The organism is Catenulispora rubra, assembly GCF_015356825.1.
Taxonomy (GTDB): domain Bacteria; phylum Actinomycetota; class Actinomycetes; order Streptomycetales; family Catenulisporaceae; genus Catenulispora; species Catenulispora rubra.
Genome location: NZ_JAACYW010000047.1, coordinates 1 through 14287 on the forward strand (window position 1 = coordinate 1; position 14287 = coordinate 14287).

General features: G+C 69.7%; 6 protein-coding genes. 3 read left to right on the top strand and 3 right to left on the bottom strand.

What is annotated here, in order from left to right:
* Nucleotides 1–44: 44 nt before the first annotated feature.
* Nucleotides 45–6857, bottom strand: coding sequence for a type I polyketide synthase (locus GWK61_RS15910; protein ID WP_228562394.1), 6813 nt, complete (start codon nt 6855–6857; stop codon nt 45–47).
* A 354-nt stretch (nt 6858–7211) separates the two neighbouring features.
* Here GWK61_RS15910 and GWK61_RS59515 point away from each other — a divergent pair, with 354 nt between their 5' ends.
* Nucleotides 7212–8279: a class I SAM-dependent methyltransferase gene (locus GWK61_RS59515; protein WP_194909185.1), complete on the top strand. Its 1068-nt coding sequence runs from the start codon at nt 7212–7214 to the stop codon at nt 8277–8279.
* Nucleotides 8280–8284: 5 nt separating this feature from the next.
* On the opposite strand, the gene GWK61_RS15920 is transcribed toward GWK61_RS59515, so the two are convergent.
* Nucleotides 8285–8746, bottom strand: coding sequence for a DUF7691 family protein (locus GWK61_RS15920; RefSeq protein ID WP_194909153.1), 462 nt, complete (start codon nt 8744–8746; stop codon nt 8285–8287).
* A 32-nt stretch (nt 8747–8778) separates the two neighbouring features.
* Between GWK61_RS15920 and GWK61_RS15925 the strand changes: the two genes are divergently transcribed.
* Entirely contained in the window at nt 8779–10008 is a 1230-nt protein-coding gene (locus GWK61_RS15925; RefSeq protein WP_194909154.1) for a hypothetical protein, read from the top strand.
* Nucleotides 9992–10762, top strand: coding sequence for an alpha-ketoglutarate-dependent dioxygenase AlkB (locus GWK61_RS15930; RefSeq protein WP_194909155.1), 771 nt, complete (start codon nt 9992–9994; stop codon nt 10760–10762). Before GWK61_RS15925 ends, GWK61_RS15930 begins: the two co-directional genes overlap by 17 nt.
* A 52-nt stretch (nt 10763–10814) precedes the next feature.
* Here GWK61_RS15930 and GWK61_RS59520 read toward each other — a convergent pair whose 3' ends face one another.
* Complete coding sequence (locus GWK61_RS59520) at nt 10815–14228, bottom strand: DEAD/DEAH box helicase (protein WP_194909156.1); 3414 nt, start codon at nt 14226–14228, stop codon at nt 10815–10817.
* Nucleotides 14229–14287: the final 59 nt, after the last annotated feature.

A 14287-nucleotide genomic window follows, 5' to 3' on the forward strand; every position in this document is an offset into this window, starting at 1 on the left:
TCCCGTGACTGGCATGCCCGATACCCCGACCGCCCCGCCCCCGCTCACCACTGCGAAGCCGTGTAGACCACCGCCGCCGAACCGTCGCCCCAAGCCAGCTCACGCAGCAGCGCCAGCACCCCCTTCTCGGGATCGATCAGCGCGATGCCCCGCTTGCCGTAGGACTGCGCCAGCTCCGGCGTCACCATCCCGCCGTGCTCGGCCGAAGGCGCCCACGGCCCCCAATGAACAGTCAGACAATGCGCCCCGGTCCGAGCCGACCAGTCCGCGCCCAACGCCTCCAACGCGTCGTTGGCGCTCGCGTAGTCGCCCTGCCCACGGTTGCCGAACACGGCCGCGATGCTGCCGAACAAGACCGTGTACCGCGGACGCTCCGGAAGATCGTCGAGCCCTGCCAGCAGCACCCGGGCGCCGTCGGCCTTCGTGGCGAAGACGCGGGCGAAGGACGCAGGATCCTTATCAACGATCAGCTTGTCCTCGATGACGCCGGCGGCGTAGAAGACCGCGTCGATCCGGCCGTGCTCGGCGTGGATCCCCTTCAGAAGCCGATGCAGCGCTTCGCTGTTCTGCACGTCGACCGAGTGGTATCTCACCGCGCTTCCCAGGGCACTGATCCGCGCGACTGTCGCAGACACCTCCCGACCCGCCAGAATGCGGCCGACCTCGCGCTCGATCTGGGCCGGCGCGCTCAATCCGCCAGCGATGAGCGCGGCGCGCAGAGCCACCCCATCTGCGGCCGACGCCGTCGCGGCGGGCTCGGCGCCGTCCGGCAGCGGCGTACGGCCAACAAGTTCCACGCGGCACCGGCACGCAGCCGCCACAGCCTCGGCAACATGCGCCGTGATCCCACGCGCGCCCCCGACGAGCACGACAACCGAGTCCCGGTCCAGCCCGAGCGCTTGTACCTCGGCGGTCCCGTCCCCAGCCGGTCCGGCCCCACTCGTGGCCAGCGTTCCCAGCGCTGTCTCCACCGGCGCGATGCGGCGCCGCAGCCCCTCGGACCGCAGGACGACCGGCTCCCGGTCCGCACCGACGATCTCCTCGACGAGCTGCATCGCGAGGTCTTCGACCGACGCGTCCCGATCGACTTCGACGAGCCGCGCAGTGGTCTGCGGGTATTCGCGGCTGATGGTGCGCCACAGACCCCGCAGCCCCGCACCGGCGACACGGTCCTGAACCGGCGCGACGGCGACGAACCACCGCGGCGATCCGGCCAGCGCCTCCTTGATCTCGGCAAAGCCGTGGGGGAGGACCCGGGCCTCCTCACTGTCCCCGGCGCCGAGCGCTCCGAGATGCACGATCCCGTCGGCACCCGCCTTGCCGCCGACGGTCGCGCCGAGCTCGGCGAGCCGACTGGACACCGCCCGCGCCACATTGTCGGTGCCCTCCGCGCCGACGATCACGAAGCGGGTCCCGGTCAGGATTCCGGTATCAACGGGCTCTGCGAAGCTGTGCTCTTCCTCGCGCATGACGAACCGTTTCGGGGCCGCAGCCACCATCTCAGAGCCCGATGACGCCGGAACGCCGCTCGTCCCATCGACTTCGGATCCGCCGTCGAGGTGCGCGCGAAGCCAGTCGGCGATGGCGTGCGCCGTACGTGCCTTGGCCAACTCCTCCAACTGCTCGTCTTCGAGCTCGGCGGCCGACAGCCCCAGGCGCTCGGCAAGCTCGCCGGCGATCTCCGTGCGTTTGATGGAGTCGATGCTCAACTCGGCCTCAAGGTCGAGGTCGGGCTCGATCATGTCGGTCGGATATCCGGTCCGGGCACTGATGATCCCCAGGATCGTGCCGAGCAGATCGGCGGCGGGAACCTCGGCCCGGTCCGGTGTCGGCGGCTCGGGCGCGACGGCCACCGGCGCCGAGGCGATAGCGGGAACGGCCAGCGGCACGGCGGGTCTCTCAGCGTCCTGCCACACCACGCGCCCGGCCCCCGGCGCACCGCCGAGGTACGCCAGCATCACGTCCCGCTGCGCGGCGATCATCTCGCGGTTGGTCCTCAGGAACTCGGCGAGCAGCGCGTCCTGGCTGGCCGGAGTCACGGAATCGGGCGTCAAGATGCTCCCCTCCAGGGAGATTCGTCGAGCCGGGGTGAGACCGCCGGGCACGCAGGACCCGTCGGCGGTGCGGACGAGGTGGCCGTCGACCGTCCAGCCCGGCCGCGGGGCCGCGGTCGCGGTGGCCGCGTCCCGGGCGTCGCGGCCCTCGAACAGCCAGCCGGTGCGCAGCGCGACGCCGGAGGTGGCCAGCCGGGCCACCGCCGTGAGCAGGCCGCGCAGCCCGACGCCGGGCTTGTCCTCGCAGGCCACGGCCAGATGCGGCCGGTCCTCCAGGATCGCGTCCACGAGGCGTGTCAGAACCCTGCCGGGCCCGGCCTCGACGAACACCCGCACGCCCGAGGCGTACATCGCCTCGATCTCGTCGGCGAAGCGCACCGGCGAGCCGATCTGTGCGGTCAGCTCGTCGCGGACGTCGTCGGCGCCCGGGCCGTACGGGGCAGCCGTCCGGTTCGCGTAGACCGGCGTCTCCGGGGCACGGACCGGAACGTCCTTCAGCAGGCGCGCGAACGCCTCACCCGCGGCCGCGACGACCGGGCTGTGGAACGCGCACGCCACTGCGATGCGCTTCGCCCCGAACCCTGCGGACCGCAGCCGAGATATCGCCTCGTCCACCGCCTCGGTGGGACCGGAGATCACGACCTGCTTCGGAGAGTTCTGATTCGCCGGGACCACACGGTCGGCGAGCCCGTGCTCTTTGAGCACGGCGACGACTTCCCGGCTTCCCGCCGCGACCGCGGCCATGGAACCCGGGTCGTCACCGGCCGCCTCCAGAATCACCTCCGCGCGTCCCCGGCTGGCGTCCAGCAGCGCGGCCGGATCCAGCGCGCCGGCGCTGGCCAACGCGACCAGTTCCCCGTAGCTGTGACCGGCGACCGCGTCGGGCCGGATCCCGAGCTTGCGCAGCAGATGGTCCATGGTGAGCCCGGCGATGCCGAGCACCGGCTGCGCGACTCGCGTATCGCGGATATGCAGGTCCTGGTCGGCGGCGGTGGCGTCGTCGAAGGCGCGCGGCGGGTTCAGGACGTCGGCCCATTCGCGGCCGAGCCGCAGGTAGTGCTGGAGCTCGGGAAACGCGACGAACAGCTCGGCGAGCATCCCGGGGCGCTGGCTGCCCTGTCCGGGGAAGAGGAACGCGGTGCCCCCGGATTCCGGTGCGCCGGGTCCGAAGAACACCTCGTCCGGCGGCTGGTGCAGCCCTGCGGCCGGGTCGTGCTCACCGGCCAGCGCACGCTCGGCGAGGGATGCGAAGTCGTCGAGATCTGAGGCCACCAGCGCGATCCAGGCGCGGTCCGTCCGTGCGTCGGAGGCCCGCGCTGCGGCCAGCGCCAAATCGCGGAGCCGCCACGGAGTCTTGTCGGCGTCTCCGGTCGTCCGGTCTAGCAGTGTCCTGATGGCGCGGTGCGCGGCGGCGCGGTCGGGGCCGCGAAAGACGAAGAGTTCCGCGGGCCATTCGGACCGACCGTGGCGCGGATCCACGGCTCGTTCGTGTCCTGAGAGAACCACGTGGAAGTTGGTGCCGCCGAAACCGAAAGCACTGACGCCCGCGAGGCGTTCGCCCGGCGGCACGGCCCAGGGCGTCGCGGCCGCGCGGAACGCGAACGGGCTCTCGGCGGCGTTCCACGCGGGGTTCGGGCTGGTCATGTTCACCGTCGGCGGCCGCACGCCGGTGTGCACGGCGAGCGCGGTTTTGACGAGTCCGGCCAGGCCCGCGGCGCACTTGGTGTGGCCGATCTGGGACTTGACCGAGCCCAGCGCGCAGCCTCCGGGTTCGGCGCCTTCCTCGGCGAACAGCTTCGTCAGGGTACTGAGTTCAGTTCGGTCGCCGACCACGGTCCCGGTGCCGTGCGCCTCCACGAGGCCGACCCGGGCCGGGGACACGCCCGCCGATCGGTAGGCGCGGTCCAGCGCGCGCCGCTGGCCCTCCGGCCGGGGCGCCGTCAGCCCCAGCGCGCGTCCGTCGCTGGCGCTGCCGACGCCCTTGACTACCGCGTAGACCCGGTCCCCGTCGCGCTCGGCGTCCGCGAGCCGCTTCAGCACGACGCAGGCCGCGCCCTCGCCGAGCGCGATGCCGTCGGCGGCGGCGTCGAAGGCGCGGGTGCGGCCGGTCGGGGACAGCGCGTGGACCGAGGAGAACAGCAGGAAGTCGTTGATCCCGTTGTGCATGTCGACGCCGCCGCACAGCACCAGGTCGCTGGTGCCGAGCGTGAGTTCCTTGCACGCGATGTCGACGGCCGCGAGCGAGGACGCGCACGCCGCGTCCACGGTGTAGTTGGCGCCGCCCAGATCCAGGCGGTTGGCGATGCGGCCGGCGATGACGTTTGACAGGACGCCGGTGAACGAGTCCTCGGTGAGCCGGGGGAGTTGTGCGTCCAGGTCGGCGGGCAGTGGGCCGAGGTAGGCGGGGAGCGTGGTGCGCAGGACGCCAGCGTTGGACAGGTCGCTGCCGGCTTCCGCGCCGAAGACCACTGAGGTGCGGTCGTGGTCCACGCCGGGCCGGTCGTACCCGGCGTCGACGAGTGCTCGCCGCGCGACCTCCAGCGCGAGCAACTGCGCCGGCTCGATGCTGTTCAGCGCGTTCGGCGGGATGCCGTAGCGCAGCGGGTCGAAGGGGATCGGCGGGAGGAAGCCGCCCCACTTGGAGGGCGTGCCACGGCCGGCCGCCGAGCCGACGGCGTCCGGGTCGAAGAAGAGCTCGGGGTCCCAGCGCTCTGCCGGGACCTCGGTGACGCGGTCCGCGCCGTCGAGGATCGTGGCCCAGAACGCCGCGAGGTCCGGGGAGCCGGGGAAAACGCAGGCCATGCCGACGATGGCGATGTCGAGGGGCGCCGGGGGTTCGTGCGCGGCGTCGTCGGATTCGGCGCGGACTCCGAGCTCTCGGGCCGCTTCGGACGCGCTCGCGGCGTAGAACGCGCTCGCGCCTTCGGTGACCTCGGCGTGCAGGTCGGCGACGGTGGTGACGGAGTCGCGGAGCACCGCCACCTGGCCCGCCATGAACAGCCCTTCGCGGAGCTGACGGTCCTCGTCGACCGGGAGCAACTCAGAGCCCTCACGTATCAGTGCTTTGCTGGCGATACGGAGGCGGCCGACGTTGAGTTGTTCGAGCTGTTCCCAGGCTTCGCGCTCGGGGACGTCGCGGGCTCGCAGCTCCTGTCGCAGGGCCTGGAACTCGGTGGTGAAGGGGCTGACGATGCCGCGCGTGGTGTGGCCGGGAGCGGATTCCAACAGTGCGGTCGCCTCGGCGGTCAGGGCCTGGCGTTGGAACAGCGGTTGGATCGCGCCGCGCTCCACGGCTTCTTCGGTGAACAGATAGGCGGTGCCCATCAGCACGCCGATCTGCACCCCGGCGTTGACGACCGAGCGGGCCATCGCGGCGACCATCGCAGCCGAGCGTGCGTCGTGAATGCCGCCGGCGAACAGGATTTGGAGGCTGTCTGCCGGATCTGTGTTGGGCTTTGCTTTCGCTTGTTCGGCAAGCCAGTCCTCGATGACGCCGAGTTGCGCCTCCCAGAGCGGGAAGCTCGCGCGAGGGCCGGTGTGGCCGCCGCATTCCGAGCCTTCGAAGATGAATCTGCGGGTCCCGGCGGTGATGAACTGGCGGAGCAGGCCGGGGGAGGGGGCGTGGAGAAACGTCGCGATGCCGGAGTCTTCCAGGGCGCGAGCCTGAGTGGGGCGTCCGCCTGCGACGATCGCGTATGCCGGTCGCAGTTCCCTGACGATCTCCAGCTGCGCGGCCCGGAGCTCGGCAGGGGCGAATCCCAGGATCCCGACACCCCAGGGACGCTCGCCGAGCGCGGCCGCCGTCTGCTCCATCATCGCGCGGGTCTGTTCGCCGGTCGCGAGCGCCAGGGCGAGGAAGGGCAGCGCTCCGTCGTCGGCGACTGCTGCGGCGAACGACGGCTGGTCGCTGACGCGCGTCATCGGACCCTGAGCCAACGGTATACGAAGGCTGAGAGAGGCGGCGAGCGGCGCTTGCGGAGCAAGGGATTCGGCGCCGTTCTCGTCGCGGATCGCCTCGATGATCGCCGAGCGCACCGCACGCACCGCACCGACGGTGTCGTTGTGACGCTTCAGGAAGCGGTCGGCGAGGAATCCGTCCTGGCCGATGGGGACGGATGCGGGCGCGCGAAGTACCCGGTGGCCGTCGACGACGACCGTCTCGGATCCGTCCATGGCACGCAGCGCGGCGCGGATCTCCTCAGGGAGTTCGGCTTCCGGAAGCAGCGCCAGCTGAGTGTCCAGGACGACGCCGGCCGCGCCGCCGATGACCGCTGCGGCGGCGGTGTGCTCGCCGATACCGCCGGCGGCCCAGACCGGGAGGTCGAGGCCGAGTTCGGTGAGGAGGCGCTGGAGGAGGATGAAGGTGCTCAGTTCGCCGACGGGGCCGCCGGCTTCGGATCCCTTGGCGATCAGCCCGTGGGCGCCTGCGGTCCTGGCGGCGTGCGCCTCTGCGACGTCGGTCACTTCGACCAGGACTCGGCAGCCGGTCGCGGCCAGTTCGTCCACGCCCCACGGTGCTCCCGAACCGAGCACTACCAGGTCGACCTTTCCCGGGCCGATCCCGATGAGCTCGGCCAATTCGGCGGGTTCCAGCGCACAGCCCTGCCCGCACCTGACGCCGAACCCGTCGGGGAGCCATTCCGCAGCCAGCGCCAGCGCCTCGCGCGCCGCCCTCCCGCCGGTGCCGAGGTCCACGACCCCGGTGCCCCCGCCGCGGCCGACCGCTGCAGCCAGGCGCGCGTTCGGGATACCGCAAGGTCCGATCCCGACGACCAGGTCTCGTCGATCCCGTGCAACGGGCATCGCGGCTCCGTCCTGCGCGGCGCGGCCGTAAGGCCACTGATTTACGGTTACCAACGGGTAGGGAGTTTGGCACATCGAACGTGATGTCGGAAGATAGTCCCCTGTTAAGCTGTATCAACGAAATTGCACACAGAGGGTGTCTTCCGACCCTGAGACGAAACTTGCGGCTCAAACGCCCTGATCGGAGCTTCGGGCCCTGATTTCGTACCTTTGCCCGCTCTGGCGTCGGGATGCGAGCTGTGATACTTAACTCGCGTGGGTCCGACCGATGAGCCCGAACCGACACACCAGCCCGCCGGAGCACCGGAGCTTGCCGGAGCACCGACCGCGACCGCACCACGCCGCGCCGAGGCGATCGCCTTACGCCGCCCCGCTTACGAGGCCGACCTCAAGGACGGCCTCGACCGGTTCTTCGAACCGCGCCGCACCGTCTGCCCGTGGTGCGCCTCGGACCGCCTGCGTGAACGCCTGCACACCACCGACCTGCTCCAGCACAAGCCCGGCGACTTCCGCCTGGACCGCTGCCTGGACTGCGGGCACATCTTCCAGAACCCGCGCCTGAGCTCAGAGGGACTTGAGTTCTACTACCGCGACTTCTACGACGGACTCGGCGAGAAGAGCAGCGGCGGCATCTTCGCCGGCCGCGGCGCGACGTACCGCCGCCGCGCGAAGGCGTTGCTGCCGCACGTCTCCGGCGTCCCCGGCGTCCCCGGCTCCGCTCGCACACCGGACACCTGGCTGGACGTCGGCACCGGCCACGGCCACTTCTGCGAGGCGGCGCGCGACGTCTTCCCGGACACGGCGTTCGACGGCCTCGACTTCACCGACGGCGCCGAACTGGCCGAGCGCGCCGGCCGCGTCCGCCACGGCTACCGCGGCAGCTTCGTCGACATGGCGCCATCAGTCGCGGAAACCTACGACGTGGTGAGCATGTTCCACTACCTGGAGCACAGCGTGGAGCCCGGCCTGGAACTGGAGGCGGCACACAAGGCCCTGCGACCCGGCGGACACCTGCTGATCGAGGTCCCCGACGCGGCCAGCCGCTACTCCCGCCTCCTCGGCCGCCGCTGGCTCCCCTGGCTGCAACCGCAACACCTGCACTTCACCCCGGTCCAGAACCTCCGGGACCGCCTCACCGCCCTCGGCTTCACCGTGCTGGCCGAACAACACGCCGAACCCCACGACCGCGTCGACCTCCTCGCCGCCACCTGGTTCGTGCTGGACGCCCTCGCCCCGCGGGACGAGGCACCGTGGCTTCCGCGGCGTCCGGGACGCTTGAAGCGGATGGCGCGGGTGGTGATCGTGACGCTCGGCGTTCCGGCTTTGGTCGTGGCGACGGTGCTGGACCGGATCATTCCCAAGGCTCTGATACGCAGCCTCCGGCTTTCCAATGCGTACCGGGTGGTTGCGCGCCGCGATTGACCGGACTACGAATAGATCGTCACAAGGTCCTGATGCGTCTGGGCGGCCATGTGCAGGATGTCGCCGACGATTTCGAGCAGCTCCTCGGAGTCGGGGTCGTCCAGGGGCGCCAGCGCGTCCTCGCCGGCTTCGTCCAGTGCGCTCACGGCGTCGGCCAGCTCGTTCCGGGTGAGCCAGCCCATCGATGGGTAGCCGGTCCATTTTGTGCCGGCCAGCGGACGGTCCAGCAGGTGCCCGGCGGGCTCGGCGCCGATCAGGCCGGCGAGTGCCTCGCCGATGAAGCGGTCGCGGAACCAGGTGCCGCCAGCGGAGCTGTGGTCCACGGCGTCGACCGGGCTGCCCAAGTGCCGCAGTAGCTCAACGGCGTGCTTGGCGACGGTCTCCGGGTCGTTGGAGGTTGTGCGGGCCGTCAGCTGCGCGGTCAATTCGTCGGCCGGGACTGTGTAGAACGATAATGTGTAGCTCATCTGTGGCTCCCAGCCGATGAACGGGGGATTTGGTGGACGAGTCGGAGCTGGCGGAAGCGTGCATCGACGATGCGGGCAGCATCTTGGTGGCGCCTTCCACGCTGCATGATAACGACTTGGTCAGGGACTTCTTCGGGCTCACCATCACGCCCGAGGACCTTGCTAAGGGCTTGCCTGACCTTGCGCGGAAGACCGTCTACCTCTGCGGCGATATATCCGGGATCGGTAGCGACCAAGTGCGTACGGCCTCTCGGGTATTCGTTATCCGCGAGCTATCTCAGGGCTACCGCGAGGGCGTCGACAATCCGTGGCCCCTCGTCGACCTCGGCCGGGTCCCGATCCGCATGGGCGGCGTCGGCGTGTACTACCGCCGCTTCTTCGAACTCGGCGACGATCACTTCGGGCGGATCAGTGCGGAGCACGAGTTCCAGTCCCTGACGGAGTCCACGAAGCCGGGAACGGCCCATCGCAGCGGGATCTATCTGACGCGGGTGACGCAGAACGCTGACGAACTGCATTTCCGCCTACTCCGCTGCTCCACGAACTTCTCGGGACCGACCGAGAACTTTCGCCCGACCGACACGCGCATCGTCGAGGAGCTGAACCGCGAGGCGGGTGCTGTTTTCCGGAGCCCGGCAACGCTGAATCACGTCCTCGCGCAGATCTACCACAACACCCTCGCCACGGCTGAGCGGAAGCAGGCCAAGGCCAAGATCTCGGCTCACGCCGACAAGACGAAGGACATGCCCGCCAACGGGATCATGGCCTTCTGTACCTTCTACGACCAGCTCGACAAGTTGCAGCCCATAGCCGAAGATCCCTTCGACTACGGCGTGAAGGGTGTCAGTGGACTGACCAAACTCCACTTCCGCCTCAAGGAGTCGACCGAACAACGCGAGGAGTCCGCGCTCCCTTCGCAGTTCACTGTGACGCTCTATCCCGGCTCCGTGTTCTTCATGCCGCTGTCCACCAACCGCCTCTATACGCACGAGATCCGGCCGTCGATGCTGGACGCTGGGCAGCTCCCGACCCGCCTGGGATACGTGGTGCGCTGTTCGAACGCCGAAGCCGTGCACAAGGGCGGCCAGACGTTCCTCAAGCTGGCCGGGGACCTCGTGGAACTGGAGCCGCCGACGCCGGACGGCATGGACGAGCTGCGCAGGCTGTACGCGGAGGAGAACAGGACCGCGTCCTTCATCGACTACGGCAACGACATTCTCTTCAGCATGAACGCCGGAGACTACGATGCCCCGCGAGTCTGAGATCTCGGATGACGTCCTGTCATTCGCCTTGCCAACCGAGGCGAATCTCTTTCCAGAGTTGTCCGCCTCGGTGAGCTGGGAAGACGTGGGAAAGGGCCGACGAGGCGCCGTACTCACCAGGATCGACGAGGCGGGTGGCGTACCCCTCGTGCGCACCACCACTCGATACGGCAGCCCGGCGCAGCGTTTCCGGGCGGTGCACGAGCGGCTAGCGCAGGAGGTTCAAGAGCGTGCGGCGCTTTCGGTCGGCTTCAACAACGCCCTCATCGAGACCTATACGAACGCTTACACGACCATGGGCAGCCACTCCGACCAAGCCCTCGACTTGGCCGCCGAGTCCTTCATCGCCGTCTTCTCCTGCTACCAGAACCCCGAAGCCGGCCCGCCAAGGAAGCTGACCTTCGAACCCAAGGAACCCGGCGGCGAGAAGTTCGAGATCCCCCTCACCCACAACAGCATCGTCGCCTTCTCCGTCACCACGAACCGCCGCCTCAAGCACAAGATCACCCTGGACGCGCCCGCCCAAACGGCGGACAACCAATGGCTGGGCGTCACCTTCCGAACATCAAAGACCCTCATCCACTTCCGCGACGGCCACGCCTACCTCGCAAACGACGCGCGCCTCACACCAGCCGACGACGAGCAGCAGCGCGAGTTCTACCAACTACGCCGCCGCGAGAACAACGAAACGGACTTCGTCTACCCTCCGCTGACGTACACCATCAGCGCCAGCGACGTGCTGCCGCCGGTCTGATCTGGGAGGAATCGGCCCAGCCGGGCTCGAGTCCGAGCCGGCCATCTCAGTCCTAGATGTCGTTGAGATGACGCGTCAGCTCGACGAAGTACCGTTCGTTCTTCCACAGGTCGCGGTTCCCGATGACGTACAGCCGGCGCTTCGCCCGAGAGGCCGCGACGTTGAGCAGATTCGGTTTGGCGGCGGCCCAGCCGCGTTGGCCGGGCTTGCGCGGGTCGCTGCCCAGGACCAGGAGCACGATGTCGGCCTCCTTGCCCTGCATGGTGTGGATGGTGCCGACAGCGTCTTCTCCGGGCAGGTCCAGGCCCAGCCCTTGACAGCCTTCGACGACGTCACGGAAGGGGCTGATCACCTTGATCTCGGCGGGATCGACGTTTCGGGCGAGCAGGGCCTCGACGATCCGGCGCACGGTTCGGCCTTCGGCGGGGATCCACGTTCCCTCAGCGTCCGGAGCCTCCACGTGGTCCCACCGGCTGGCCGGAAGCGCCAGGTACGGGTCGTCGGCGGGCTGGACCGGATGCTTGCCGTTGACCATCAGGGTGCCGCCGTAGGCGATGGTGTTGCTGATGGTGAACGTCGGATCGTCGCAGCGGCGGTGGACGCGAAGCGGCGCGCCGACCCAGGTCCGGTCGGTCGTGCCGTCCGGGCTGGGCACGTCGAGCCAGGTGCCGTGTGGGGCCGGCCGGTCGGCCAGGGCCTGGACCGAGGTCCAGCCCGGCAGCCATTCCTCGGCGACGCCGAAGTGGTTCCGCAGCGCCTGTTGCACGGTGTGCGGGATGGTGACCACCGGTTCCAGCTGGAGCGGGTCGCCGACGACGACCGCACGCCGGGCCCGCAGCAGTACCCCGCAGGCATTCTGCGGGGCGGCCTGCCCGGCCTCGTCGATGAACGCCCAGCCCAGGTCGCCCGGGCCGAGGTGGGAGAACAGCCGGCCCGCGGACGCGAACGTGGTGGAGACGACCGGAATCGCCAGGAACAGCGACTGCCATGCCGCCTTGATCGCCTCGCCGTCGGCGTTCTCCGGAACCGCGCCGCTGATGACGTCGAATGCCGCGTACAGGTTCTGCCGCATCGTGCGCGCGTTGGCCAGCAGGAAGGACTTGTGCAACCGGAGGGCTTCCAGGAACAGCCGGGTACGCGCCTCTGCGATCTCCGCATCGCCCCAGGGGGCGAGCATCTCGCGTGCCGCGTCCTGCGTGATCGTGTCCGCGGTCGGCACGTGGCCCGGCCAGGCGGCCACCGCCTTGCTCCACTCCTGCTCCGCGCGCTGGAGCCGTTTGGTCGCCTCGGAGTGCCGACCGGTCACGTCGGCCAGTTGGCGACGCAGGCTGTCGGACCGGTTCGCGGCGTCCTGCACGGCGCGGCGGACAACGGCGCCGGCGGCATCGGCGGCCGCCATCGCCGCGGCCAGCGTTTGATCCCGCTCGTGCCATTCCCGTCCGGCCCGGCCCCGAGTGGACAGGCTCACCCAGAGACCCGGTTTGTAGTCGGAGTGTTCGCTCCGGGCCCGCCGGGTCAGCTCCCTGGCGTTCTCCGCCTCGGCGAGCGCGGCATCGGCCTGTGCGCGTGCGGCATCGGTGGCCTGGATCCGTTCGCGCAAGTGGTCGGCCGAATCGGCCAGGGTCCTGATGTCCAGGGCGAGTTCGGTGACTCTGCGGCCGGCGTCCGCTGCCGCCTGCCGCAGCGTCGTCAAGGCCTCGACGGCTGCCTTGGCAGCGGAGAACCGGGCAACCGCAGCGGGCCAGTTCACCGGCTCGCCACCGTTGTTCTGGGCACTGAGGATGTCGGCCAGTCCGGCTTGGCTCCGAACGGCCTCCCGTTCCTCGCGGGCGGCGGCGTTCTCTTCCTGCTCGGTGACGCCCCACCACACACGCTGGGTGAAGGCCTTGCGGTACTTCATGGCGCCAAGCGCCCCGGCGATCGCAGCCCAGGCCTGCCCGTCAGGCGGCGATTGCTCCAAGCCCAGCGCGATCGACGCCGCGCCGGCAAAGTAGTCGACGTCCTTTGCAGTGGCCCGCCAGGACGCGTCGATGCCTTTGGGGCCGGGAAACTCGCGGGTGATGTTCTTGGCCGCGCCGTTGTTCGCACACGCCACGACCATCTCGAAGCCGACCAGCTCCGGCCGCAGTTGGCGCACCGTCTTGCGCCAGTTCTCAGTGCTCCACGAGTGGCTCCCGATGAACGCGGCCTCCGGTCGCGGCAGCGCCGCGAGACGTTCGGCGCGTTGCACCACCAGGCCGGCGATCACATCGCGCAGCATCGTCGTCTTGCCGGTGCCCGGCGGGCCGTTGACCGCGAACACGGGAACTCGGTCGGCGGTCTGGGCGTCGAAGATCCGGTTCACGGCGAACTGTTGGCTGAGCACCAGTGGATGTCCCGCCTTGGTGACCCAGCGTCCACCGGGAACGTGGCGGGGCTCGGTGGCGGCGAGGACTGCTCCGGGCTGTTGCCGCACATCGATGCGCTCGTGGACATCGATCGCCTCGCGGGGGCGCAGGTAGGCGGTCAACGGCGCGCTGGCCCGGCTTATATCCAGCGCGTTCGCCGCACGGGTGAGGTCGTCCAGGATGAAGCTGTTCAAGAAGCCGTTGTCGGCGTTCTCGTTCGCTTTGACGCGCACCCGGCGACTCGCCACCCAGATCGCGCCGGGGTCCAACGCCTTCTCGACGCCCAACAGGTAAGCCTGCGCTTTGCGCAACTCGAACAGATCCGGCGTGGTCAGCGGGCGGCGCCGGTCGGTGACCTTCGCCGTGCTCTGCTTGTTGTCCGCGGGATCGCCGCCGGAAGCGTCGTCGCGCTCCTTCGAGCCCTCGGGCGCGGAATCGTCCGGGGAGATCAGCTTCTTGGCGAAGGTCTCGGTCGCCTTCCCCGCCGCGGCTCCGATCAGCGGTCCCGCGAACGACGTCGTCAGTGGGCCGACGATCGCCGACAATCCGCTTGCCGCCGCCTCGGCCGCGGCCTCCCGGGCGCGATCGACCAGATCCTTGGCCTTGGCCTGGCCCAGAGTCGGGATCACCGGATCACTCATGGAACGGACTGCGCTGCCGAAGCCGACGCGGGCGAGTGCCCAGTCGACATCATCGAGCCACTTCGGATCCCCCGGCCCCGGCCCGACGGTTCGGCCCACCGCCCACGCGCAGGCCGACAACACTTCCGAATCCTTGATGAGCTTGCCCTCGGCGTTCACCGTGAGGGCGAACAGCGCCGTGCACCCGGAGAGCCGCTCGTCGCGGTACTGCGGATCGTCGCCGAACACGTCTACTACCGCGTCACGCATCCGCTCCAGCTCGAAGACCCCGCCGAAGACGGTGTGCTGCCAGGTGAAGCCCGCCGGGGGCCGGAGTCGCTCGTCGGTCTGGTTCGGATGCTGTGGATGCCAGGGCGGAACCTGGTTTTCCTGCAGGTCAAGGACGTCTTTGTGGTCTGAGGGCCGCTCTCGGATGGAGGGAGGGCTGAATATCTCCACCGCCCGCCAGAACCTGACGGTCTGTGCCGACCCATCGCCCCGTGCCATCCGAACCCCCA